The sequence below is a fragment of the Streptomyces sp. NPDC001717 genome (genome assembly GCF_042892775.1).
In the GTDB taxonomy this organism is placed as follows: domain Bacteria; phylum Actinomycetota; class Actinomycetes; order Streptomycetales; family Streptomycetaceae; genus Streptomyces.
Genome location: NZ_JBIAUK010000003.1, coordinates 349,774 through 373,339, shown reverse-complemented (window position 1 = coordinate 373,339; position 23,566 = coordinate 349,774). Strand labels below are relative to the sequence as shown.

Genomic DNA, 23,566 nt, shown 5'->3' with positions numbered 1-23,566 from the left:
GCCCGGCTCCGGCCGGGCACCCGCCCGCACCCGAACGGCGTACGGGCCGCGCGGCGCGTCGGCGTGCCGTGCGGTCCGTACGCCGCCTGCCGGTCTAATGAGGCCCGGCAGGACGGAGTCCCATGCACGAGATGTCGATCGCCATGGCCGTGGTCGGCCAGGTCGAGGAAGCCGCGTCGGCGGGCGGCGCGAGCGCGGTCACGTCGGTCCGGCTCCAGGTCGGTGAACTGGCCGGAGTGGTGCCCGATGCGCTCGCCTTCTGTTTCGAACTGGCCTGCGCCGGAACGCTCCTGGAGGGCGCCGAGCTGGTGACCGAACCCGTGGCGGCCCGCGCCCACTGCGGATCCTGCTCGGGCGACTGGGCCGTCGGCATGCCGCCGCGACTGCTCTGCCCCGGCTGCGGGCTTGCCACGGACGTCGAACTCCGCTCCGGGCGCGAGCTGCAGATCCTGAGCGTCCGCTGGGAGGACGGCCCCGCCGACGCCCCGAGCCGGACCGTTGCGCCCACCTGCGAACCGATCTCCGAGGAGCACTGAGCCATGTGCCGTGTGGTCGACCTGAAAGCGGCGGTCCTCGCCAAGAACGACTCCGTCGCGCACGCCCTGCGCGCCGAACTCGGCGCCCGCGGCACGACGGTGGTCAATCTGCTGTCCAGCCCCGGCAGCGGCAAGACCGCCCTGCTGGAACGCGAGCTGGGCTTCGCCCGGGAGCGCGGCGTGCCGGTGGCCGCGCTCACCGCCGACCTCGCGACGGAGAACGACGCGCTGCGGCTGGCGCGTTCGGGCGTACCCGTCAAGCAGGTGCTCACCGACGGGCTGTGCCACCTGGAGGCCGGGATGCTGGGCCGGCACCTGGACGGATGGCTGCCCGCCGACGCCCGACTGCTGTTCGTGGAGAACGTCGGCAACCTCGTCTGCCCCGCCTCGTACGACCTGGGCGAGTCCCTGCGCGTGGTACTGGCCTCGGTGACGGAGGGCGAGGACAAGCCGCTCAAGTACCCGACGGCGTTCGGGACGGCCCACCTGGTGGTGGTGACGAAGACGGACATCGCCGGGGCGGTCGAGTTCGACGAGGCCGCCTTCCGCGCGAACGTGCAGCAGGTCAATCCGGGGGTGGAGGTGGTGCTGACCTCGGCCAAGACGGGTGAGGGCGCGGGCACGCTCCTGGACCGGGCGCTCGCGGTCGCCGACGGGCACCCGGTGCACGCACCGGTCATGGCACAGCAGCACCACGTGCACCACCACCACGATCACCACCACGACCACGACCACGACGGCCACGCAGGCGGTCCCGCGCACCTTCACACCCGTCCGGCCACGGCGCCGACCCGCTGATGGAGGCCGTGCAGCGGCGTCGGGTCCTGGTGCGCGGGGTGGTGCAGGGCGTCGGCTTCCGGCCGTACGTGTACACCCGCGCGACCGGACTCGGACTCGCCGGGCACGTCACCAACACCCCCGAGGGCGTCGTCGCGGAGGTGGAGGGCGCTGCCGCCGCCGTGGCCGCGTTCTGCGAGCGGCTCGCCGCGGACGCCCCGCCGCTGGCCGTCGTCGACGCCGTCGACCACTGCGAGCTCCCCGTCGCGGGCGGCCGCGGCTTCACCATCGTCGCCTCCCGCTCCGGCGGGCCCGCGCGCACGCTGGTCTCCCCCGACGTGGCCACCTGTGCCGACTGCCTGGCCGAACTGGCGGACCCCGCCGACCGGCGCCACCGGCACCCCTTCATCACCTGCACCCACTGCGGCCCCCGCTTCACCATCGTGACGGGACTGCCGTACGACCGGGCGCACACCACCATGGGTCCTTTCCCGATGTGCCCCGACTGCGCGCGGGAGTACGCGGATCCCGCCGACCGGCGGTTCCACGCCCAGCCCGTGGCCTGTCCCGCCTGCGGGCCCCGGCTGCGACTGCTCGCCGGGGCGCCGCCGCGCGAGGTGGAGGCGGCCGACCCGGTGGCCGGAGCCCGCCGGATGCTGGCCGAGGGCGCGATCGTCGCGGTGAAGGGCCTGGGCGGCTACCATCTCGCCTGCGACGCCACGCTCCCCGGCGCCGTCGCCGAGCTGCGGCGCCGCAAGGCGCGCGGGGACAAGCCGTTCGCCCTCATGGTCCGGGACCTCACCGACGTCGAGGCGCTGGTGGAGCTCGGCCCGGCCGAGCGGGCGCTGCTCACCGGTCCCGTCCGACCGATCGTGCTGCTGCGCCGCCGTCCGGCGGCGGACGGCCCGGCGGCGCCCCCGATCGCCGACGCCGTCGCCCCCCGCTCCCCCGACCTCGGGGTGATGCTCCCGTACACGCCCGTGCACCACCTGCTGCTCGGTCTCCCCGGCGACCCGCCCGGCCCCCGCCTGCTGGTGATGACCAGCGGCAATCTGTCGGGCGAGCCCATCGTCACGGACGACGCCGAGGCGCTGGAGCGGCTCGGGCACCTCGCCGACGCCTGGCTCGCGCACGACCGCCCCATCCACGTGCCGTGCGACGACTCCGTGGTGCGGGTCTGCGACGGGGAGCCGCTGACCGTGCGCCGCTCGCGCGGCCACGCCCCGATGCCGCTGGCGCTGCCCTCCTCCGTACCGGCGGCGCTCGCCACCGGAGGGGACCTCAAGAACGTCTTCTGCCTCGGCGAGGGCCGCAAGGCGTGGCTGTCCGCGCACATCGGGGACATGGACGACCTGGCCACCCAGCAGGCCTTCGAACGCGCCGAGAGGCAGCTGGAGTCGATCACCGGCGTGAACCCCGGGCTGCTCGCCGCCGACCGGCACCCCGGCTACCGCTCCGCGCAGTGGGCCGTGCGGAACACGGGCGCCCGGCCCCTGGTCCGCGTACAGCACCACCACGCGCACATCGCCTCGGCGATGGCCGAACACGGCCTGGACGGTCGCCGCCGCGTGATCGGGATCGCCTTCGACGGTACGGGCTACGGCGACGACGGCGCGGTGTGGGGCGGTGAGGTCCTGCTCGCCGACTACGGCGGGTACGCGCGCTTCGCGCACCTCGCGTACGTCCCCCTGCCGGGCGGCGACGCCTCCGTGCGGCGCCCGTACCGGATGGCGCTGGCCCATCTGTGGGCCGCGGGCATCGACTGGTCCCCGGACCTGCCTCCCGTGCGCGCCTGCCCGCCCGATGAACTGGTCGTACTGCGACGCCAGTTGGAGCGGAACCTGAACTGCGTGCCCACTTCGGGGATGGGCCGCCTCTACGACGCGGTCTCCTCGCTGGCGGGGGTCTGTCACCACGCCGGGTACGAGGCCCAGGCCGCCATCGAGCTGGAGGCGGCCGCCGTTGCGGCGGGGAGAGGCTCCGGGCCCGCCTACCGGTTCGCGCTCCGCGCGCCGGAAGCGGACACGGCCGGTCCCGGCGTCGCTCCCCCGCTGACCGCCGATCCGGGGCCCGTCCTGGCGGCCGTCGTGGCCGACCTACGCACGGGCACCCCGCCGACGGTGATCGCGGCCCGCTTCCACGCCGCGGTCGCCGCCCTCGTCGGGGAGGTCTGCCTCGCGGCGCGCGGCCGGCACGACCTGGACACCGTGGCCCTGACCGGCGGGGTCTTCGCGAACTCCACCCTTTCGTCGGCCTGTTCCCGGCTGCTGCGGGAGCACGGCTTCACCGTACTGCGCCACCACCGGGTCCCCCCGAACGACGGGGGGCTGGCGCTCGGCCAGCTCATGGTGGCGGCCGCGACCGCGACCGCCGGCCGCCCCGACGGACACCCACAGCGAGGAGGAACCCATGTGCCTGGCGGTGCCCGGCAGAGTGATTGACATCGGGGAGCAGGACGGCACCCGGATGGCCACCGTCGACTTCGGGGGCGTGGTCAAGGAGGTGTGTCTGGAATACCTGCCGGACCTCCGGGTGGGCGAGTACGCCATCGTCCACGTCGGCTTCGCGCTGCAGCGCCTGGACGAGGAGTCGGCCAAGCAGACCCTCGACCTGTTCTCCCAGCTCGGCATGCTCCAGGAGGAGTTCGGCGACCCGTGGGAGCGGGCCGCCGCGGAGGCCGGAGGCGCCCCCTGGCCCTTCACCGACGACCCGGACGACGTCCCGCAGGAGGCGGCGCAGCAGTGAAGTACATCGACGAGTTCCAGGACCCCGCCCTCGCCAGGCGGCTGCTCGACGAGATCCACGCCACCGTGACCCGCCCCTGGGCGCTGATGGAGGTCTGCGGCGGCCAGACGCACACCATCATCCGACACGGGATCGACCAACTGCTTCCCGACAAGGTCGAGTTGATCCACGGGCCGGGCTGTCCGGTGTGCGTGACCCCGCTGGAGGTCATCGACAAGGCCCTGGAGATCGCCTCCCGGCCCGAGGTGATCTTCTGCTCGTTCGGCGACATGCTCCGCGTGCCGGGGACCGGTCGCGACCTCTTCCAGGTGCGCAGCGAGGGCGGGGACGTACGGGTCGTCTACTCCCCGCTCGACGCGCTGCGGATCGCCCGGCAGAACCCGGACCGCCAGGTGGTGTTCTTCGGCATCGGCTTCGAGACCACGGCGCCGCCCAACGCGATGACCGTGTACCAGGCGAAGAAGCTCGGTATCCGCAACTTCAGCCTGCTGGTGTCGCACGTCCGGGTGCCCCCGGCGATCGAGGCGATCATGACCTCGCCGAGCTGCCGGGTCCAGGGCTTCCTCGCGGCCGGCCACGTGTGCAGCGTGATGGGCACCGGCGAGTATCCCGATCTGGCCGCCCGCCACCGGGTCCCGATCGTGGTCACCGGTTTCGAGCCGCTGGACATCCTGGAGGGCGTGCGCCGGGCCGTGCTCCAGCTCGAACGCGGCGAGCACACCGTCGACAACGCGTACGCGCGCGCCGTCCGCCCGGAGGGCAACCCGGCCGCGCTCGCCATGCTGGAGGACGTCTTCGAGGTCACCGACCGGGCCTGGCGCGGCATCGGCGTCATCCCCGCCAGCGGCTGGCGGCTGTCCTCCCGCTACCGGGACCTCGACGCCGAACACCGCTTCCAGGTGGGCGACATCGCCACGCTGGAGCCGGCCGAGTGCCGCGCCGGCGAGGTGCTCCAGGGGCTGCTCAAGCCGCACGAGTGCGAGGCCTTCGGCACCACCTGCACCCCGCGCACCCCGCTCGGCGCCACGATGGTCTCCAGCGAGGGCGCGTGCGCCGCGTACTACCTCTACCGGCGCCTGGAGATCCCGAACGCCGCGAAGGCCCCGCTGGAGGCGAACCCCGTTGTCTGAGACCGCACTCGACGTCACCGGCTGGACCTGTCCGGCCCCCCTGCGCGACCGGCCCCGCGTGGTGATGGGCCACGGGGGCGGCGGCGCGCTCTCCGCCGAGCTCGTCGAGCACGTCTTCGCCCCCGCCTACGGAGGGGAGGTGCTCGGCCGGCTCGGGGACGCGGCCGCGCTCACCCTCGGCGGGGCCCGGCTGGCCTTCTCGACCGACTCGTACGTGGTGCGCCCGCTGTTCTTCCCCGGCGGCAGCATCGGCGACCTCGCGGTCAACGGCACGGTCAACGACCTGGCGATGAGCGGGGCCCGGGCCGCCTACCTGTCCTGCGGGTTCATCCTGGAGGAGGGCGTGGAGATGGCCACGGTGGCGCGCGTGGCCGGGGCGCTGGGCGCCGCCGCCCGCGCGGCGGGCGTCGAGGTGGCGACCGGCGACACCAAGGTCGTGGAGGCGGGCCACGGCGACGGGATCTACGTCAACACGGCGGGCATCGGCCTGATCCCGGACGGGGTGGACCTGCGCCCGCAGCGCGTCGTACCGGGCGACGTCGTCATCGTCAGCGGTGAGATCGGCCTGCACGGCGTGGCGATCATGAGCGTCCGCGAGGGGCTGGGCTTCGGTGTGGAGATCGAGAGCGACTGCGCGCCGCTGGGCGGCCTCGTCCGGGCGATGCTCGCGGTCACGCCCGACCTCCACGTGCTGCGCGACCCCACGCGCGGGGGGCTCGCCGCCTCCCTGTGCGAGATCGCGGCGGCCTCGGGGACCGGGGTCGTCGTCCAGGAGGGCCGGGTGCCGGTCCCGGAGGCCGTGCGCAACGCCTGCGCGATCCTCGGCCTGGACCCGTTCTACGTGGCGAACGAGGGCAAACTGGTGGCCTTCGTGCCCCGCGAGCACGCCGACGCGGTCCTGGACGCGATGCGCGCCCACCCGCTGGGCCGGCACGCGGCCGTGATCGGCGAGGCGGTCGAGGCGCACCCCGGGATGGTCGTGGCGCGGACGGGGCTCGGCGGGACGCGCGTGGTCGACCTGCCGATCGGGGAGCAGCTGCCGAGGATCTGCTGAACCGGCGCTTCCTCAGCGACCGAAGCGGCCGACGCCCACCACGACGGGACCGCCCGCCGGGTCGACCGCGGCCGTCCACTCCGGCGGCAGCCGCAGCGAGCGGGACGGGGAGACCCGGCCCGCGACCCGCCGCTGCCACAGGGGCCGGCCGTCCTGGTGCACCGTCACCACCGGGACGGTGACCGGCCACCCGGAGCGCAGCAGCAGCGGCCGTCCGGCGGCGGCGGTGAGCCGGTTCGGTGTCACCCACACGAGCGGGGCCCGGACCTCCAGCCGCGGTCCGGGTGGCGGCCAGGAGGCACCTGCCAGGTGGGACAGGACCGGGCCGGCCGCGGCGGCGCCCTCCGCCGCCGCGGTGGCCGCGCTCTCGATGCCGTGGAGGGCGTTGCCGACGGCGAAGACGCCAGGCTCCGCCGTACGGAAGGAGGCGTCCACTCCGGGGCCCCTGGTACCGGGGTCCAGGGGGACGCGGCCGCGGCGGGCCAGCTCGTGGTCGGGGATCCAGTCGCCGGTGAAGACCACGGTGTCGCAGGCGAGGACCCCGGACCGGCCGTCCCGATGGCGGACGGCGACCCCGGTGAGCCGCCCCCGGCCGCGCAGTTCGCCGACCGTCGTCGCGGTGAGCAGCGGGATGCCCGGCACGGCGGTGACGCGCGGCTGCTCGGTGACCATCGCCACCACGTCCGTGCCCGCCCGGCGCAGCGTCGCCACCGCGTGGCGGGCGACCGGCTCGGCGCCGACCACCACGGCCCGCCGCCCGACGGGCAGGCCGTAGCCGTGGACCGACTGCAGGAGCTCGCCGGTGGTCAGCACCCCCTGCGGGCGGGAGCCCGGTACCAGCCGGGCGCTGCGGGGCCGCTCGCGGGCGCCGGTGGCGAGGACGACGGCGCGGGCCGTGATCCGCTCCAGGCCTGCCGGGCCCGTGGTCTCCAGGGCGAGCGGGCCGGCCCAGCCGGTGGCGGTGACCCCGGTGCGGAGCGCGGCCCCGGCGGCGAGGGCGGCCCGCACGGACCCGCGCGCGTACTCGGGGCCCCGGAGCCAGGGGCGCGGGGGCCGGCCGAAGCCGCCGTGGTGGAGGTGGCGCGGCATGCCGCCCGCGTCCGGCTCGCGTTCCAGGACCTCGACGCGTCCGGCGCCGGCCCGCGCCAGCCGGGCCGCGAGGGCGAGTCCGGCGGGGCCCGCTCCGACGATCAGCACGTCGACGGTCCGGTCCGTACGGTTCACGCGCGTCCCTCCTCGAACAGCGCGCGGACGGCCGCCCCGCAGTGGAAGCCCTGGCAGCGGCCGCCCCGGGCGCGCGTGCGCCGCCGCAGGCCGTCCGGCGATCCTGGCGGCACGGTCGAGGCGAGCGCGTCGCGGATCTCGCCGCGGGTGACGCGCTCGCAGTGGCAGACGATGCGGCCGTACTCCGGGTCCGCCGCGATCATCGCGGCGTCCTGGTACGGCCGGGGGAAGGCTTCGCCGAGGTTCGGCATCCGCACCGGATCCAACTCCCGTGCCCCGGCGAGCGGCAGGCCGCCGTCGGCGAGCAGCTCCACCACGTGGGCGGCGATCGCCATCGAGGCGGTCAGGCCGGTGGAGCGGATCCCGCCCACGGTCACGTACCGCTGCGCGGGGTGTGCCCGGATGGCGTAGTCCTCCTGGCCGGTGGCCGCGCGCAGCCCCGCGTACACGGCGGTGACCTCCTCCTCCAGGAGGGCCGGCAGGATCCGTCGGCCCTTCTCCCGCAGCAGTGCGAGCCCGTCGGCGGTCGACCCGGTGGCCGTCTTGTCGTCCAGGTCCTCGGCGGTCGGCCCGAGCATCACGTTCCCGTACACGGTCGGCGACACCAGCACTCCCTTGCCGCGCTCGTCGGGCACGGGCAGCAGGATGTGGCGTACGAGGCCGCGGGCGAGCTCGTCGAAGACGATCAGCTGGCCGCGCCGGGGCGTCACGGTGAAGTCCGCGTGGCCGAGGAGCCGGTCGATCTCGTCGGCGTACAGGCCGGCCGCGTTGACCAGGTGGCGGGTGCGCAGGGTGCCCCGGCCGGTGGCCAGCACGTGCGGGTCGCCGGGCGCGACCGACCGCACGGGGCAGTTCAGGTGGAGGTCGACTCCGGCCCGCACGGCCTGGGTGGCGTAGGCGAGGGTGGTCGTCCAGGGGCAGATGACGGACTCGTCCGGTACGTGGAGGGCCCCCAGTACGCCGGGGCCGAGCTCCGGTTCGCGGGCCCGTACCTCGTCGGCCGTCAGGATGCGGGCCGATGGGTAGCCGTTGGCCAGGGCCTTGTCCGCCAGCCCCGGCAGGGCGGCGAGCTGCCGCTCGTTCCAGGCGACGAGGAGGGCGCCGAGCGGTTCCACCGGGATGCCGCTGTCGGCCGCGTACGAGGCGAGCAGCCGCTGTCCCTCGCGCACGAGCCGGGACTCCAGGGAGCCGGGCACCGCGTCGAAACCGGTGTGCAGGATGGCGGTGTTGGCCTTGGAGGTGCCGTTGCCGACGTCGTCGGAGGCGTCGACCAGGGCGATCCGCAGGGGCAGCCGGGCCAGTTCGCGGGCGATGGCCGAGCCGACCACGCCGGCGCCGACGACCGTCACGTCGTACGCGTCCGCTTCGGGCAGGGTGCCCCGCGTGGTGACGGTCATGCGGGGCCGTCGAGCAGGACGGACACGGCCGTCCGGAACCGGGCTCGGCGCTCCGCGGCCTGTCCGGAGCCGGCGCGCGGCTCGTACACGGCGGAGGGCTTCCACTCCGGGACGGCCTCGGCGACGGTGAGCGAGGGGTCGAGCCCGAGTCGGGCGACCGCTCCGACACCGAGGGCGGTGGCGTCCGGCAGGGCCGACACCTCGACGGGGATCTGCAGCAGGTCTGCCTGGGCCTGCATCAGCAGGGCCGAGCGGGTCAGACCGCCGTCGACGCGCAGGGCGGCGAGCGGCGCGCCCAGGTCGGCGGCGACCGCGTCCGCGAGCTCGGCGACCTGTGCGGCGATGCCGTCGCACAGGGCGCGTACGAGGTGCCCGGCGGTGGTGTCGAGGCCGAGGCCGGTGACGGAACCGCGCAGGTCGCCCCGCCACCAGGGCGCGGCGAGCCCGGCGAGCGCGGGGACGAAGGTGACGCCGCCGGCGTCCGGGGCGGTCCCTCCCACGGTGTCGATGTCGTGGGCGCCGGAGATCACGCCGAGGTCGGTGAGCCAGCGCACGGCGGAGGCGGCCGTGTAGACCTGCCCGTCCAGGCAGTAGCTGGTCTCGCCACCGAGCCGCCAGGCCACGCAGCCGACCAGTCCGGTGGTGCTGCGGCGGGGGCGCGGGCCGGTCTGTGCGAGGAGGAACGCCCCGGTGCCGTAGGTGCACTTGGCGGTGCCGGGCTCGGTGACGCGCTGCGCGAGGAGCGCGGCCTGCTGGTCGACGAGGAGTCCCGTCAGCGGCAGCGGGGGGCCGAAGGCGGTCGTGGTGCCGATGTGCGCGTCTGCGTCGACGACTTCGGGCAGCCGCTCGCCGGTGAGACCGAAGACGTCGAGGGCGGCGGGCGACCAGTCGACGGTGTCGAGGTCGAGCAACTGGGTGCGGCCCGCGGTCGCCGCGTCGGTGACGAAGGCACCGGTGAGTCGGTGCACCAGCCACACGTCGCTGGTCGTCACGACGCCCTGCCGGGTCAGGTCACGACGTATCCAGGCCATCTTCGGAGCGGCGAAATACGGGTCGAGCGGCAGTCCCGTCCGTTCCTGCAACAGGGCGGCGTGCGGGGCCAGTTCGGTGCACAGTCCCTCGGCGCGGCGGTCCTGCCAGACGATCGCGTCGGTCAGCGGCTCGCCGGTCGCCGGGTCCCAGGCGAGTACGGTTTCGCCCTGGTTGGCCAGGCCCACCGCCACCACCGGCTCGCCGGCCGCCGCCAGGGCGGCGCGGCCCGCGTCGACGACGGAGTCCAGCAGCTCACGGGGGTCGACCTCGACGCGACCGCCCGGGAGGTACGCGGGCCGGACGGGAGCGGAGGCGGAGCCGATGACCCCGCGCACGGGACAGATGACGAGGGCCTTCGTTCCCGACGTTCCCTGGTCCACAGCGAGCACCGGGCCCGTCATCCGCACTCCGTCCCTCGTCTCCGGCGGCTCGTCCGCCGGCTTGTCCGTCGGTCGGAAGACTTCACCAGGGGTACGCCGGCCGTCAAGATCGGCAAGGGACGTCCACGGATCGACTGACTGAATCTCACATACCGCATGTGGCTTGATAGTTGCATTCCGAAAAGAGCCGTGATGCGAACGCTCAATGTCGCTCTATAGTGATCGCCGATTACCCGGCGCGACGGCCATTTGCGATGCGAGGACTCATGACCACCACCGACGCAAGACGCGCCCGCCCCCGCCACTCGTCGACCGGGACGAGGTGATGGCGGGCAGCGACTTCCGGCCCGTCTACCATCCCGCGGGCCACGACAACGAGCTGCGCGTCGCCGTGCAGGACCTGCGCACCGGCCGCTGGGTGTCGATGGCGCACTTGTTGGACCGGACCGACGGATGGGGTCTGTGGACCCAGCGCACCCAGGTACTCGCCGCCGTCGCCGCCGGTTCGGACGTGGTCCAGGCATGGCGCGCCGAGGAACCCCGCAGCGTCGCCGCCTCCGTCATGCACACCCGTGTCGGCGTCGAACGCGCCGTCCGGGCCCACCGCGCCCGGCACCCCCGCACGCACCAGTTGTGGCACGAGGCCTGGCTGGCCTGCCGGGACGCCGCCGAGCTCAACCCCGACGACCCCGTGCCCTGGGTCTGCCTGCTCGCGCTCGCCCTCCTCGACGACCAGCGGTCGATGGACGAGCACCGGCTCGCGCCGCCCGTCCTGATGCTGCCCCCCGGGCCCTGGGGCATCCTCGCGCAGGCCGACAAGCGCGACCCGCACAACCGCGAGGCGTACCACCGGATGCTCCAGTTCGTGCTCGCGGGAACTCCCGGGCCGCTCACGGAGGCCGGCAACTTCGTTCAATGGGCGGCCGGTTCCGCACCGACCGGGTCCGCCGTCCACGCCTTGCCGCTGTACCTGAGCGTCGAACGCTACCGCCGCGAACGCGGCCAGGAGAAGGCGCTCGACCTCCACTGGGTGAGCGACGGCGCGGTCCGCGACGCCGGGCACGCCCTGGACACCTGGTTCCGCCACGCCGACCTGCGCCGCGCCTCGCCGCTCGACCTGAACCACCTCGCCCACGCCCTGTGGGGAGCCCACCGGTTCGGCGAGGCGGCCGAGGTCTTCGACGCGGTCGGCCGGTACTGGACCACCCTGCCGTGGGCCTACCGGACGCGCGACCCGGCCGACCAGGAACTGGCCGTGGAGGTCTTCCTGCAGGCCAGGTCCCGCAGCATGGCCGACCAGGGCTGATCTTCCTTCCCGCGGCCCGCTCGCCGCGGCCCCCACACCCCCACCCCCGCTCACCGTCCCCGTGTTCCACCCACCCCCGGAGGTACCCCGACATGTCCAGAACCGCGCCGACCGTCCGCCAGGACAGCGTGGCCCCACCCGGGCAGGCGCAGGACGAGGAGGAACGACTCAGAGAGCTCGGCTACCAGCCCGTCCTCGCCCGCCGGATGGGCGGCTTCGGCAACTTCGCCATCAGCTTCTCCGTCATATCCGTGCTGTCCGGCTGCATGACCCTGTACGGCTTCGGCCTGGGCACCGGCGGTCCGGCCGTGATGCTGTGGGGCTGGGCCGGCGTCGGTCTCTTCGTACTGTGCGTGGGTCTCGCCCTGGCCGAGGTGACCAGCGCCTACCCCACCTCCGGGGCGCTCTACTACATGGCCGACCGGCTCGGCGGACGCCGCTGGGGCTGGTACACGGGCTGGCTCAACCTGCTCGGCCTGCTCGGCGCCATCGCCGGCATCGACTACGGCGCCGCCCTGTTCACCGGCGCCTTCCTCAACCTCCAGTTCGGCTTCGTGCCCACCCCGGGGTCGACCTTCCTGATCTTCCTGGCGATCCTGCTGCTGCACGCCGTGCTCAACCTCTTCGGCGTCCGCCTCGTCAGCGTCCTGAACTCCGTCAGCGTGTGGTGGCACCTGGGCGGTGTCGCCCTGATCGTCGGCGCCCTGGCCATCGTCCCCGACCACCACCAGTCGGTCTCGTTCGTCTTCACCGAGTTCGTCAACGACACCGGCTGGGCCAACCCGCTGTACGTGGCCGCGATCGGCCTGCTGCTCGCCCAGTACACCTTCTGCGGCTACGACGCCTCCGCCCACCTGTCGGAGGAGACCTCGAACGCCTCCGTGGCCGCCGCCAAGGGCATCGTGCGCTCCATCTGGGCCTCGTGGCTGGCCGGGTTCGCGCTGCTCGCCGGGCTCACCTTCGCCATCCAGGACTACGCGGCCGTCGCGGGCAGCGCCACCGGTGTGCCGCCCGCCCAGATCTTCCTCGACGCCCTGGGCGCCGGGGGCGCCAAGGCCCTGCTGCTCGTCGTGATCGTCGCGCAGCTCTTCTGCGGCAACGCCGAGGTCGCCGCCGCCAGCCGGATGGTCTTCGCCTTCAGCCGTGACAACGCGCTGCCCGGCTCGGCCGTGTGGCGCAAGGTCAGCGGCCGCACCCAGACGCCGGTCCCGGCCGTGTGGCTGTCGGTCGCCGTCGCGGGCGTGCTGGCGCTCCCCTCGCTCTACTCGGCGACCGCCTACGGCGCCGTGACCGCCATCAACGTCATCGGCATCACCCCGGCCTACGCCATCCCGATCTACCTGCGCCTGCGCGCCGGCAACCGCTTCCAGCCGGGCCCGTGGAGCCTGGGTCGCTGGAGCAAGCCGATCGGCTGGATCGCGGTGGGCTGGGTCGCCATCGTCACCGTGCTGTTCTGCCTGCCGCAGAAGTCTCCGGTCACCATCGACTCCATGAACTACGCGGTGATCGCGCTCGTGGTCGTCCTGGTCCTGGCCAGCGCATGGTGGTACGCGGCCCGACGCTCGTACGGGACCCCGGCCGCCTACGGGAACGCCCGTGAGCAGGCCGAGATCGCCGAGGGCATCGTCTGAGCACCGGCGCGCGCACCGGCCGCCCGGTGCGCGCGCCGCTCGCCACCGCAGACGCGGCCCGGTGGAGATGCAGCCCGGTGGGAATGTCCCTACGGTCGATACAGGCGTTCGACTCAGGGGGTTCCTTCCCCGCCTCCGACGCGTCGGCGCCCCGACACCCAGGAGATGGCTCACCATGACGACTGCATCCGACCACCCCGTGCTCGACACCCTGGCCGCCATGACCATGGACTCCCTCGAACGGTGCGGGCTGCCGGCGGACACCCTGATACTCACGCGCCTCGCCGCGCTCGCCGCGATGGACGCGCCCGCGATGTCCTACGTGGCTCACATCGACCCGGCCATCAAGACCAACCTGACCCCGGCCCAGGTGCAGGACGTCCTGGTCGCCATCGCCCCCATCGTGGGCACCGCCCGCGTCATGTCCGCCGCGACCCACATCGCCGAGGCCCTGGGGTTCGTCATCGCCGTGGCCGAGGCCGAGGCGGAGGCGGATGCGGAAGCCGGACGCGGAATGTAGTCGGACCCGCGATTCACTCCGGGGCGCTCAGGGCGAGGACGGCGAGGTCGTCGCGGCCGTCTCCCAGCCGCGCGTCGGCCAGGGTGCGGCACAGGTCGTCGAGCGGCACTCCGGTGTGAGCGGCGGCGAGCCGGGCGAGGGCGGCGAGGCCCCCGTCCAGGGGGCGGTCGGGGCGCTCGACCAGCCCGTCCGTGAACAGCACGAGGGTCGCGCCGGCCGGGAGCGGCTGCTTGTGGTCGGGCCGGGGCACACCGGCGTCCACACCGAGCGGCAGGCCCGGTTCGGCCAGCAGGTACCGGGCGCCGCCGTCGGCCGTGAGCAGGAGCGGCGGCGGATGTCCGGCGCTGCTCCAGTGCAGCGTCCAACCGTCGGCACCCGGCTCGACGCGCACCAGGCAGGCCGTGGTGATCGCGTTGTCGGTGATCGCTTCCAGGGTGCGGTCGAGCCGGGTCAGGACGGCGCTGGGCGGGGTACGGCGGTCGTAGAGCAGGGCCCGCAGCATGCTGCGGGTCTGGGCCATGGTGGCGGCGGCCTGGAGGTCGTGCCCGACGACGTCGCCGATGACGAGGGCGCAGGCGCCGTCGGGGAGCATCAGGGCGTCGTACCAGTCGCCGCCCACGTGGTCCGGGGCCGCGGCGGGCCGGTAGACGGCGGCGGCGCGGAACGGGGCGAGGTCCGGCAGCCGCGGCAGCAGGAGTCGCTGGAAGTACTCGGCGTTGGTGCGCACCTGCCGGTAGAGGCGGGCGTTCTCGATCGCGAGGCCGGCCGCTCCGGCGAGCGCCACGACGACGTCCTGGTCGCTGCGGTCGAAGGGCCGGCCGTCGCGCCGCTCGGTCAGGTAGAGGTTGCCGTAGACGCGTCCGCGGGAGCTGATCGCCACTCCGAGCAGGGAGCTCATCGGCGGGTGGCCGGAGGGGAAGCCGACGGAGTGCGGGTGGGCGGCGATGTCGGCGACGCGCAGCGGCTCGGGGTGCCGGATGAGGTGCCCGAGGAGTCCGCGCCCGTGCGGGAAGGCGACTCCGGCCAGGTCCGCCGTCTGCTGCTCGCTCAAGCCGACGGGGATGAACTCCTCCAGCTCTTCGCCGTCCTCGCTCAGCACGCCGAGCGCGCCGAACCGGGCGTCCACCAGACCCATGGCGGTGGTGATCACGCGCCGGAGCACGACCGGGAGCTCCAGCTCCCTGCCGACCGCCATCACGGCGTCCAGCAGCTCCTGGAAACGGCGCTGGGGATGGTCCGGGTCGCGCTGATGCCCGATGACCTGGTCCGTCTGCCCGTCCGCCGGAACCATCACAGCCGCCTTCGGTTGCCCTGCCGGACGACGCCCGCCGCCCGCCGTGCGTCCTTCAGCTTCCACGGTAGGCACCGCCACCGCCCACCGCACGGAATTCGCCGGGTCGGACACGTACGGTGAACGGACGCGCCCCTGCGTGACCCCGGGGACGGCGCAGGGGCCGCCCCGGATCGCTCCGGAACGGCCCCTGGTGCTCGCGGATCCGCGTCACTCCGCGGCTCGGCGCTTGCCCCGCTGGCGGCGTGGGTACGGGAAGAGCCGTGGCGAGCGCTTGGCGGCCACGTCCTCGACCCAGCCGAAGGACAGCACCAGCAGGCCGATCAGCGGGATGGCCACCAGCAGCGTGAACCACTGGCTGGACAGCAGCCACGTGAGGTTGGTGTAGAAGAAGGGGATGTTCCAGAGCGGGTCGATCAGCGGGATCGCCGCCACCAGCGCGACCTGGTGCCACAGGTAGACGCTGACGGCGCGCGAGTTGAGCAGGCTGACCAGGCCGTTCCAGCGTTCCAGGGGCCTCGGCCACTGCTCCCAGGACGGGCTGACGTGCAGCAGCATCGCGACGAAGCCGAGGGACCACAGGGCCTGGGCGATCGGCCAGGCCTCGATGTCGGTCGGCTGGGACGGGTCGACCGGTCGCGTGTTCAGGTACCAGAGGCCGGCCACCATGACCAGCGGCGCGATGGACGGCACCACGTACTGGGGGATCTTCTTGAGCAGACCCTCCTGGTGCGCCATGCCGAGGATCCAGCAGGAGCCGAACATGGCGAAGTCGTTGGCGGTCTCCCAGACCCGGCCGTAGACGAACTCCTGGTCCACGAAGAAGGTGTTCATGGCGATGACCACCGCCAGCGGCGTGAACAGCGTCACCACGGGGAACTTGCGCAGCGCCCAGAGCATCAGCGGGGACAGCAGCACGTACCAGAGATAGGCGCGCAGGTACCAGAGCGGGACGATGACCTGCGCGGCCCAGGTCTGTTCCACGTGGTGCTCGAAGCCGGAGAAGCCTCCCAGCTCGTCCCCGTACGGCGGGGTGCTGAGCGGCAGGATCCAGAACGCCAGCTTGCCCCACCACCAGTTGGGGTGGCCCTCGGAATCGGGGCCCCAGCCGTCGAGGATCTGGAGGGTGATCATGATGGCGCCGAACAGCCACATCGGCGGCAGGAGGCGGCGCAGTCGGCCGCGGATCACGCCGAGGGCGGGGCGGCTGAGCGAGCGGGTCATCAGCGAGCCGGCGAGCGCGAACATCACGCCCATCGACGGGAAGACGAGGGGCAGCCAGAACCAGCCGAAGTTGTGGTAGAGCACCACTCGGCCGAGCGCCAGTGCGCGCAGCAGGTCGAGATACCGGTCACGGCCGCCCTTGCGCTGGACCGGCTCCTCGGCCTCCGGCTCCGGCTCCGGTACCCGAATGGGCGGGAGGACCCTCAACTGCATGGTTTCCGCGTGGCGCACGTGGTCGACGGATGCGGGCATGGTCAGGCCTCCACGGGTGCGGTGGCGACCTCGCCGGTGCGCCGCAGCTTCTGCCAGCGCAGTCGGCCACCGGTCATCGCGGTGATCGCGGACTGCAGCAGGACGATGTACATCAGCTGCCGGTAGACCAGCTGCTGGATCGGCAGGCTGATCAGGTGCCAGGGCTTCTCCCGGTCGAGCCGGAAGGCGTACCAGGACAGCGCGGCCTGGAGCAGGATGAACCCGCCCCAGCTGGACAGGGTGATGGGGGCGTCCCCGAACAGCACGCCGTACACCAGGAACATGTCGACCAGCGGTGCCAGCAGCGGGGCGACCACGCCGAACAGCACGATGAGCGGCAGTCCGATCCGGCCGAAGCGCCCGGCCGGGCCGCGGGAGGTCACCGCGCGGCGGTGCTTCCACAACGCCTGCATGCTGCCGTAGCTCCAGCGGTAGCGCTGGGACCAGAGCTGCTGGAGGCTGGCGGGAGCCTCGGTCCAGGCGCGGGCCTCCTCGGCGTAGACGACCCGCCATCCTTCGCAGAGCACCGCGATGGTGATGTCGGTGTCCTCGGCGAGGGTGTCCTCGCTCATCCCGCCGACCTGCCGCAGGGCCTCCTTGCGGAAGGCGCCGACCGCGCCGGGGATGGTGGGGATGACGCCCAGCACGTCGTACATCCGGCGGTCCAGGTTGTGGCCGAGGACGTACTCGATGTGCTGCCAGGCGCCGATCAGGCTGTCGCGGTTGCCGACCTTGGCGTTGCCGGCGACCGCGCCGATCGTCGGGTCGGCGAAGGGCTGGACCAGCTCGCGCACGGTGGACGGCTCGAAGACGGTGTCGCCGTCCATCATCACGATGATGTCGTGCGAGGCGGCCGCGACGCCGGCGTTGAGCGCGCTGGGCTTGCCGCCGTTGACCTTGCGGATCAGCCGGACGAACGGCAGGTCCATCTCCTCGACGGCGTCGGCGGTGCCGTCCGTCGAGCCGTCGTCGATGACGATGACTTCGATGGGGTAGTCACTGACGGCCAGCGAGTTCAAGGTGTTGGCGATGCACTCGATCTCGTTGTAGGCCGGCACGAGCACGGTGACCGGCTCGGTGACGGGTGCCCCCCAGCGGTCCGGCCGTTTGTTGCGACGGGCGTGGATCGGCGCGAGGACGATCATCAGCGCGAACCGGCCGAAGTTGAGGAAGCCGACGAGCGCCAGCAGCGCGACCAGCACCGGCAGGGTGTGGACGGAGAACTGGGTGGCCCAGATGAACCCCTTGCCCGCCCACAGCTGGAAACCGTGCACCGGCACGGTGGCGCTGGAGGCGCCGAGCGCCTCGGAGATGGTGGTGAAGCGGTAGCCCTGCGCCTGCAGCTTGTCGATGATCTGCGTCAGCGCGGCGATGGTCTGGGTACGGTCACCACCCGCGTCGTGCAGCAGGATCATCTCGCCCGCGCCGGGCTTGGACGGCATGGCCGCCTTGACGATCTCCTCGACGCCGGGCCGCTTCCAGTCGTCGGTGTCCTTGTCGATGAACGCGGTGAGGTAGCCGCGCGCGCCGACGTACTTGAGGACCGGGTAGTTCCAGTCGTCCAGCGCGGTGGCGTCGGAGGAGTACGGCGGGCGGAACAGCGCGCTGTGCACGCCCGCGACGCCGGCCAGCGCCAGTTGGGTCTGCGCCAGCTCCCAGCTGATCCGGGCGTGGGACTGGTACACCAGGTCGGGGTGGGTGAAGGTGTGCACGCCCAGTTCGTGGCCGTCCGCGACGATGTCCCGGATCAGGTCCGGGTAGCGCGTGGTCATGGCGCCGGTCACGAAGAAGTCCGCCTTGATGTCGCGGGACTTCAGGAGGTCCAGGATCTTCGGGGTCCACTCCGGGGAGGGCCCGTCGTCGAAGCTCAGGACCACGGTGCGGTCGGGTATGTGGTAGCTGACCGGGTGGTCGTTCTTGTCACCGCGCGCGTCGATGACCGGACCGCCCTTGAGCAGGTTCTGCGGGACGGTGTCCTTGTCGACCGAGATGGCGATCCGGGAGTCGTGGAACGCCTCGTTGTTGGCGAGGCCGCGCAGGACGAGCAGCGCGAGCAGGCAGGCCAGCAGGGACAGCGGCATGAAGAAGCGCAGCGGGGGCGCGGCCAGTCGGCGTGGCCTCAGCAGGGACTGCCGGCGGCGCTGGTGCCGGGACCGGGACAATGACGCTCCTGGAGATGGGTGGTGCGGATGATCAGCTGCGCTTGCCCGGCTGGCCGGTGGGCGTTGCCCCGCGCGGTGTGGTGTTCGTGGTCTTCGACGTACCGGTCGTCGTCTTCGACGTTCCGGTTGAGGTGCCCGACGTACCGGCCGACGGCTTCGGCGTCCCGGCGGGGGGCTTCGTCTGGGGTGTCTGCGGTGTCGCGGACTTCGTGGCCGTCCGGGGCGAGGAGGACGGGGACGAGGTGGGCGACAGCGACGGCGCGGGTGAGGGCGACGGGGCGGGCGGCAGCGAGGGCTGCGCGGGTACGCCCATCGCCGGGGCGTCCGCCTGCACGCCGATCAGGCTGCTGCCCATGGCCACCGCGAGGATCGCGCCGACGACGGAAACCGGCCACCCCAGACCGCGCAGCAAGCGGCCGCGCGTGCCCGATTGGTCCACGAACACCGGCGCCGGAGCGGGCTCCTCGAAGGCCGACTCGGACATATCGGGTACACCCTGATATGTCGTCCCGCGTTCGAAGTAATTGAATGCTGGGCGCACCTTGCGAGGCCTTTCATTGCAGGGTACGTAGACCACGGGATCGCAGGGCGAACGCTAGTGCACCGACGTGAATCGACTTGGGGCCCATGTCTGGATTTAGCGCTATCTGCTCAGGCGTCGTAATCGGATCGAGATACCAATCGACAGTACCGACCGGTAAAAACGGCGGTACACACTCCGGTTACCGGACAGTACGTTTTCGGCCACGTCCATTTCGCCGGAACTTCGGACTCCGGGGGTGCGGAAAAGACACCCGGGCGGCCGTCCCGACGCTCGCCCGGCGCCTTAGGATGACCCCCTCATCAGACCAGTCGTACATCCTCACGCAGAGGGCGTGTCCAGGTACCGCCTCTGCTTCCCAAGGAGCCCGTGTGAGCCAGCCCCGCCGCACCTCTCGTCGCCGCGCGTGGACCGCGCTCACGCTGCCCGTCCTCCTGTGCGCACTCGCCGCGTGTTCCGCCGGAGGCTCCGCTTCCGGCAAGGGCGCCGGCGACGGCCGGCCCAGTGCCTCGCCGACCCCCTCCGGACCGCCGGGAACCCTGTTCGACAACTTCCACTACAACGGCGTCGACGACCCCCAGCTCGCCGCCCACGGCTGGGAGGTCCGTACCGGCGGAGGCGGCCCCGGGGTCCAGGACAGCTGGAACACCGCCGGCGCCGGCTTCCCCGCCGACACGACCGCCCAGGGCGGCAAGGCCATGCAGCTGCAGTCCTCCACCGACGGCACCAAGCAGGGCACCAAGCAGGTCGAGGTGCTGACCACCGGCAAGAACTTCTTCACGGGGACCTACGCCGCCCGGGTCTACTTCAGCGACAAGCCCTCCAGCGGCCGGGGTGGCGACCACGTCGTCCAGACCTTCTTCCCGATCTCCCCCTCGGACTCCTCGGCGAACTACAGCGAGCTCGACTTCGAGTACCTGCCGAACGGCGGCTGGGGCACGGCGGGTCCGCGACTCGACAACGTCAGCTGGTACAAGGCCGACCCGCCGGACCGGGTCAACAAGTCGAGCAAGCAGCGTCTCGAGGGCTGGCACACCCTGATGATCACCGCCATGGACGGGAAGGTCGTCTACTCCCTGGACGGCAAGGAGACGTTCACCAGCTCCGGCAAGTACGTTGCGCGCGAGAAGATGGACATCCACTTCAGCAACTGGCTCATCGACCTCCCGTTCACGGGCGGGCAGCGCACCTGGGACATGAAGGTCAACTGGGTCTACTACAAGGCCGACCAGGCGGTTCCCCTGGCGGACGTCCAGAAGACGGTGGACGGCTTCTACGGCGCGGGCACCAACTACGTCAACACGGTGCCGAAGGCCTGACCGGGTCCGCGCCTCGACGACTCCGCCGAGCATGCGGAGCGCCTCCTCCTCCCTTCCGTTCGGTCCACCCTCACGGCGGGGATCTCGGTGAAGGCCGGCAGCGGGGCGGCGGTCCGCCGCGAATCCTCGACCGGCCACCGTGACGGCATGCAGACGCTGGAGACCGGCATCAACGCCCTCGTCGCGGCGGGCACCATCGCCTACGAGGAGGCCGTACGGCACACGGCCCACCCGGAGGACATCAAGCGCCCCTTCGTCCCGGTCGACCGCACCTGACCGTTCTCAGGGCGTGGCTATGCTCCCCGCGGTCCGGTCGAGGCCGTCGCGGTGATGGCCCAGCGCAGCATCCGGGCACCGGCCCCGGCGGTGATGACGACGAGCAGGGTTCCGTCAGGGGAGAACAGCAACGCCTCCGTGGTGAAGGGGTACGTCAGGGGCGCACCGAGCGGCCGGCGGTCGCCGACGTCCCACAGCTGCAACGACCCACCACTGGCGACGGCGAGCAGGGTCCCGTCGGGCGAGAGCGCCATCCTGCTCACGGACTTGGGCTGGGGAAGGGGCGTACTGGCCGGCTGCCGCGTGACGACGTCCCACAGCCGCACCAGCTTGTCGCTGCTTCCCGTGACGAGGAGGCGGCCATCGGGGGAGAACAACGTCCCGCCCGTCACCGGCTTGGGGTGCGGAAGGCTGCCGGTTCGCCTCCGGGTGTCCACGTCCCACAGGTCCACCGCTCCCCATGAGGACACGGCGATCAATCGGCTCTCGGGATCGGGAGACAAGGCCATCCCGGTCACGGCCGGGCCGTCGTGAGGGATGGGTTCGCCGATCTGCAGCCCCGTGGCAGGGTCCAGGAGGCGTACGGGCGCGCCGCCGCTTCCTTCGCGGGACGCGGTGGCCAGGAGGCGACCGTCCGGTGAGAAGCTCAGTTCGTCGACGTCGATGCCGGGATGGTGGAAGCTCTCGGCGATCTCCTGGCGCGCGGCCCAGTCCCACCATCGCACCACGCCCTGGTCCCAGGGTCTTCTCGGGTCGCGACCGGCGACGGCCAGGAGCCGCCCGGCCGGTGAGAACGCCAAGGCCGTGACGGCCCCGCCGACGAGGGGCTCGCCCAGCTGCCGATGGTCGGCGGGATCCCACAGCCGCACCGAGCCGGAACTGTCGCCGGTGGCGAGGACGCTGCCGTCCGGCGAGAACGCCGCCCCGGTGACCCGCCCACCGCCGTCCGCGACCGATCGCGTCGCCAGCGGAAGGACGACGAGTCGCCCATCGGCCATGTCGGCGGCCAGCCCCCGCTGTGCGAGGGAACCGGCGGCGCCGGCGAAGGTCTTTTTCGAGGCGTTGGAGGTATTGCCCGTGGGTGGGGGCGGTGCGGGCGGCGCCTGGGTGGACCCGCCTCCGGCAGCCTCCCGCAGGAGCTGTTCGAGAGTGTTGAAGGTCCGCTTGTTGTGCAGAATGGTGAAGTGGTTGCCCGGCAAGGATGCCGCTCGCGGGAAACTGCTCTGGGCGGATGCGACCGACACCACCCCGTCCTCGGCGCCCGCGTAGACGGAGAAGGGGATGGGACAGGTGCTTTCGGTGACGTCGCGGGCGTTGACGATGTGCTCGAGGACGAGAGCGCGTGTGCGGTTCACCGGTTCGTCGAACGGGCGCAGCGCCTTCTCCTGAACGTTGCCCCACGGCAATCGCTTGCGGAAGACGAGAGCGAGGTCCGAACCCTGGTTGGGACAGGCGAGGAGTATGACCCTGCGGATTCGTGCCAGATCGGCGCCGCGGCGGTGCGAGAGCATTCGGGCGAGGAACCGCTGGATGACGAGGCCGCCCATACTGTGACCGACGAGGACCAACCGCTCGAAACCGGCGGCCTCGGTGTCGACATACGCGACCAGGCTGTCGGCGACCGTGTCCAACGTCGGCAACACGCGTAGGACGCCGTTCAAGGCGAGAGGGTTCTGCAGGCTCAGCGGCTTCCTCGGACTGTACGGCAGTCTGAAGGGCTTGCTGCCGAGCATGCCGGTCGCGTACTCGAACACGGGATCCGGCTCCTGGATGGCCAAGTCCCCGGTCCGAGCCAGGTGCTTGCGGACCTCGTCCCACGTGGCGGCCGAGGAGACGAATCCGTGGACGAACACCACACCCAACGGCTGAGCGCCCAAGAATTGCCCCCTGTCGGACTGGTCATCCGGTGGCGCCACGTCGGCGAATGCGTGACGCCTACCCCGGCATTCCCTACGTCATGCGCTGTCGCCGTCCCCCGAAGCCCGCATGCCCCTGGCACGGGCGATCTCGGACCCCGTGTCGGAGCCGAGGAAGTCCAGGACGTCGAGGGCGGGGCCCGGCCGGGAGGCCGAGGCCAGGACGCCGCCGCTGAACGTCGAGCTGATGGCGGTGTCCCCCGGCAGTGGGCCCGCGATGGCGACGCCCGGCAGGTCCGTCAACTCGCTGTGCTGCTGGAACGCCAGGTCGGCCCGGCCGCAGGACAGCAGAGTGCCGGCCGGCACGCCCGGGGGCGCCTGGACGAGCCGGTCGGCGAGCGCGTCGGTGAGGCCCAGCCGGCCGATCAGCTCGACCAGGGCCGTTCCGCTGGGACCGGTGGAGTAGGCGATGCTCCGCGCCGCTTCCAGGGCGGACCGCAGGTCGGATTCCGAGGCGAGCTCCGGAACCGGTGATCCCTCCGGCACGGCGGCGACGACCCGGGAGATCCACAGCGGGCGCACGGTGCCCGCCGCGAGGTGGCCCTCCTTCGCCAGCGCGGTCATGGCGCCGTCGGCGAGGACGAGCAGGTCGGCCTCGGCGCCCTCGCGCACCCGCCGTGCGACCTCGACCCCCCCGGCCGCCTCGAAGCGCACGGAGAGCCCGTGCACGAGCCGGATCCGCTCGGACAACTCGGTCAGCAGGGGCCTCGTCGCCATCGAGGACAGCCCGGAGATCACTCTGTTCACGTCGCTCCTTGGTGTGCGGCAGAGGGTACGGCGCTCGTCGGGGCTGCGCCGTGGGTCGGTACGACCGGCGGCGTGCGTGCGGCCCGGAGCACGAAAACGTACCGCC

20 protein-coding genes are annotated in these 23,566 nt (G+C 72.7%); 12 read left to right on the top strand and 8 right to left on the bottom strand.

The genetic code is table 11. The features are described 5' to 3' along the window. Nucleotides 1-122 precede the first annotated feature (122 nt). The 6 genes from ACFYZL_RS09050 to hypE are packed head-to-tail and all read left to right on the top strand — an operon-like array spanning nt 123 to nt 6,242. Complete coding sequence (locus ACFYZL_RS09050; protein WP_384744327.1) at nt 123-536, top strand: hydrogenase maturation nickel metallochaperone HypA; 414 nt, start codon at nt 123-125, stop codon at nt 534-536. Between the two features lie 3 nt (nt 537-539). Beyond that, nucleotides 540-1,334 carry a hydrogenase nickel incorporation protein HypB gene (gene hypB / locus ACFYZL_RS09045; RefSeq protein ID WP_388677384.1) on the top strand — a complete coding sequence of 265 codons (795 nt, stop codon included), beginning with the start codon at nt 540-542 and terminating at the stop codon, nt 1,332-1,334. Then, nucleotides 1,334-3,754 carry a carbamoyltransferase HypF gene (hypF, locus tag ACFYZL_RS09040; RefSeq protein ID WP_388677381.1) on the top strand — a complete coding sequence of 807 codons (2,421 nt, stop codon included), beginning with the start codon at nt 1,334-1,336 and terminating at the stop codon, nt 3,752-3,754. Before hypB ends, hypF begins: the two co-directional genes overlap by 1 nt. Beyond that, on the top strand, nt 3,723-4,058 hold the full coding sequence (locus tag ACFYZL_RS09035) for a HypC/HybG/HupF family hydrogenase formation chaperone (RefSeq protein ID WP_384744322.1): 336 nt from the start codon (nt 3,723-3,725) through the stop codon (nt 4,056-4,058). Before hypF ends, ACFYZL_RS09035 begins: the two co-directional genes overlap by 32 nt. Next, a complete protein-coding gene (hypD, locus tag ACFYZL_RS09030) occupies nt 4,055-5,188 on the top strand; it encodes a hydrogenase formation protein HypD (protein WP_384744320.1) in 1,134 nt (377 codons plus the stop codon). The genes ACFYZL_RS09035 and hypD overlap by 4 nt, the downstream gene beginning before the upstream one ends. Beyond that, entirely contained in the window at nt 5,181-6,242 is a 1,062-nt protein-coding gene (hypE, locus tag ACFYZL_RS09025) for a hydrogenase expression/formation protein HypE (RefSeq protein ID WP_384744318.1), read from the top strand. Before hypD ends, hypE begins: the two co-directional genes overlap by 8 nt. Before the next feature lie 12 nt (nt 6,243-6,254). On the opposite strand, the gene ACFYZL_RS09020 is transcribed toward hypE, so the two are convergent. From ACFYZL_RS09020 to ACFYZL_RS09010, 3 genes are read right to left on the bottom strand one after another with little or no spacing between them, the layout of a single operon-like run. Next, the gene (locus ACFYZL_RS09020; protein WP_388677376.1) at nt 6,255-7,466 is read right to left on the bottom strand and encodes an FAD-dependent oxidoreductase; all 1,212 of its coding nucleotides are present in this window, start codon (nt 7,464-7,466) and stop codon (nt 6,255-6,257) included. After that, entirely contained in the window at nt 7,463-8,863 is a 1,401-nt protein-coding gene (locus ACFYZL_RS09015) for an FAD-dependent oxidoreductase (protein WP_384744315.1), read from the bottom strand. Before ACFYZL_RS09015 ends, ACFYZL_RS09020 begins: the two co-directional genes overlap by 4 nt. Continuing rightward, entirely contained in the window at nt 8,860-10,296 is a 1,437-nt protein-coding gene (locus tag ACFYZL_RS09010) for an FGGY family carbohydrate kinase (RefSeq protein ID WP_388677372.1), read from the bottom strand. The genes ACFYZL_RS09015 and ACFYZL_RS09010 overlap by 4 nt, the downstream gene beginning before the upstream one ends. A 304-nt stretch (nt 10,297-10,600) precedes the next feature. On the opposite strand from ACFYZL_RS09010, the gene ACFYZL_RS09005 reads away from it, so the two are divergent. The 3 genes from ACFYZL_RS09005 (at nt 10,601) to ACFYZL_RS08995 (ending at nt 13,732) form a co-directional block, all read left to right on the top strand. Beyond that, a complete protein-coding gene (locus ACFYZL_RS09005; RefSeq protein WP_384744311.1) occupies nt 10,601-11,581 on the top strand; it encodes a hypothetical protein in 981 nt (326 codons plus the stop codon). Between the two features lie 92 nt (nt 11,582-11,673). Next, entirely contained in the window at nt 11,674-13,212 is a 1,539-nt protein-coding gene (locus ACFYZL_RS09000) for an amino acid permease (protein ID WP_384744309.1), read from the top strand. Nucleotides 13,213-13,387: 175 nt separating this feature from the next. Next, nucleotides 13,388-13,732, top strand: a complete 345-nt coding sequence (locus tag ACFYZL_RS08995; RefSeq protein ID WP_384744307.1) for a carboxymuconolactone decarboxylase family protein — start codon at nt 13,388-13,390, stop codon at nt 13,730-13,732. Nucleotides 13,733-13,745: 13 nt separating this feature from the next. Here the strand turns inward: ACFYZL_RS08995 and ACFYZL_RS08990 are convergent, their stop codons facing one another. The 3 genes from ACFYZL_RS08990 to ACFYZL_RS08980 form a co-directional block, all read right to left on the bottom strand. After that, a complete protein-coding gene (locus ACFYZL_RS08990) occupies nt 13,746-15,023 on the bottom strand; it encodes a SpoIIE family protein phosphatase (protein WP_384744305.1) in 1,278 nt (425 codons plus the stop codon). Between the two features lie 210 nt (nt 15,024-15,233). Then, nucleotides 15,234-16,499: an acyltransferase gene (locus tag ACFYZL_RS08985; protein WP_388677367.1), complete on the bottom strand. Its 1,266-nt coding sequence runs from the start codon at nt 16,497-16,499 to the stop codon at nt 15,234-15,236. 2 nt (nt 16,500-16,501) lie between these two features. Further along, nucleotides 16,502-18,592: a bifunctional polysaccharide deacetylase/glycosyltransferase family 2 protein gene (locus ACFYZL_RS08980; RefSeq protein WP_384744387.1), complete on the bottom strand. Its 2,091-nt coding sequence runs from the start codon at nt 18,590-18,592 to the stop codon at nt 16,502-16,504. A 68-nt stretch (nt 18,593-18,660) separates the two neighbouring features. On the opposite strand from ACFYZL_RS08980, the gene ACFYZL_RS08975 reads away from it, so the two are divergent. The 3 genes from ACFYZL_RS08975 to ACFYZL_RS08965 all read left to right on the top strand — a co-directional run bounded on the left by ACFYZL_RS08975 (nt 18,661) and on the right by ACFYZL_RS08965 (nt 20,797). Then, nucleotides 18,661-19,161, top strand: a complete 501-nt coding sequence (locus ACFYZL_RS08975; RefSeq protein ID WP_388677364.1) for a hypothetical protein — start codon at nt 18,661-18,663, stop codon at nt 19,159-19,161. Between the two features lie 412 nt (nt 19,162-19,573). Then, nucleotides 19,574-20,521: a glycoside hydrolase family 16 protein gene (locus tag ACFYZL_RS08970; RefSeq protein ID WP_384744300.1), complete on the top strand. Its 948-nt coding sequence runs from the start codon at nt 19,574-19,576 to the stop codon at nt 20,519-20,521. Nucleotides 20,522-20,668: 147 nt separating this feature from the next. After that, on the top strand, nt 20,669-20,797 hold the full coding sequence (locus ACFYZL_RS08965) for a hypothetical protein (RefSeq protein ID WP_384744299.1): 129 nt from the start codon (nt 20,669-20,671) through the stop codon (nt 20,795-20,797). Nucleotides 20,798-20,814: 17 nt separating this feature from the next. Here ACFYZL_RS08965 and ACFYZL_RS08960 read toward each other — a convergent pair whose 3' ends face one another. Both ACFYZL_RS08960 and ACFYZL_RS08955 read right to left on the bottom strand, forming a co-directional pair. Beyond that, nucleotides 20,815-22,674 carry an alpha/beta fold hydrolase gene (locus ACFYZL_RS08960; protein WP_384744297.1) on the bottom strand — a complete coding sequence of 620 codons (1,860 nt, stop codon included), beginning with the start codon at nt 22,672-22,674 and terminating at the stop codon, nt 20,815-20,817. 78 nt (nt 22,675-22,752) lie between these two features. Continuing rightward, nucleotides 22,753-23,460: a substrate-binding domain-containing protein gene (locus tag ACFYZL_RS08955; RefSeq protein WP_384744295.1), complete on the bottom strand. Its 708-nt coding sequence runs from the start codon at nt 23,458-23,460 to the stop codon at nt 22,753-22,755. Nucleotides 23,461-23,566: the final 106 nt, after the last annotated feature.

What these genes read in the sequence shown, in the direction of transcription:
- ACFYZL_RS09050 (WP_384744327.1), top strand. Translation starts at nt 123, where the DNA reads ATGCACGAGATGTCGATCGCCATGGCCGTGGTCGGCCAGGTCGAGGAA.
- hypB (WP_388677384.1), top strand. Translation starts at nt 540, where the DNA reads ATGTGCCGTGTGGTCGACCTGAAAGCGGCGGTCCTCGCCAAGAACGAC.
- hypF (WP_388677381.1), top strand. Translation starts at nt 1,334, where the DNA reads ATGGAGGCCGTGCAGCGGCGTCGGGTCCTGGTGCGCGGGGTGGTGCAG.
- ACFYZL_RS09035 (WP_384744322.1), top strand. Translation starts at nt 3,723, where the DNA reads ATGTGCCTGGCGGTGCCCGGCAGAGTGATTGACATCGGGGAGCAGGAC.
- ACFYZL_RS09015 (WP_384744315.1), bottom strand. Translation starts at nt 8,863, where the DNA reads ATGACCGTCACCACGCGGGGCACCCTGCCCGAAGCGGACGCGTACGAC.
- ACFYZL_RS09010 (WP_388677372.1), bottom strand. Translation starts at nt 10,296, where the DNA reads ATGACGGGCCCGGTGCTCGCTGTGGACCAGGGAACGTCGGGAACGAAG.
- ACFYZL_RS09005 (WP_384744311.1), top strand. Translation starts at nt 10,601, where the DNA reads ATGGCGGGCAGCGACTTCCGGCCCGTCTACCATCCCGCGGGCCACGAC.
- ACFYZL_RS09000 (WP_384744309.1), top strand. Translation starts at nt 11,674, where the DNA reads ATGTCCAGAACCGCGCCGACCGTCCGCCAGGACAGCGTGGCCCCACCC.
- ACFYZL_RS08995 (WP_384744307.1), top strand. Translation starts at nt 13,388, where the DNA reads ATGACGACTGCATCCGACCACCCCGTGCTCGACACCCTGGCCGCCATG.
- ACFYZL_RS08990 (WP_384744305.1), bottom strand. Translation starts at nt 15,023, where the DNA reads ATGGTTCCGGCGGACGGGCAGACGGACCAGGTCATCGGGCATCAGCGC.
- ACFYZL_RS08985 (WP_388677367.1), bottom strand. Translation starts at nt 16,499, where the DNA reads ATGCCCGCATCCGTCGACCACGTGCGCCACGCGGAAACCATGCAGTTG.
- ACFYZL_RS08975 (WP_388677364.1), top strand. Translation starts at nt 18,661, where the DNA reads ATGACGCTCCTGGAGATGGGTGGTGCGGATGATCAGCTGCGCTTGCCC.
- ACFYZL_RS08965 (WP_384744299.1), top strand. Translation starts at nt 20,669, where the DNA reads ATGCAGACGCTGGAGACCGGCATCAACGCCCTCGTCGCGGCGGGCACC.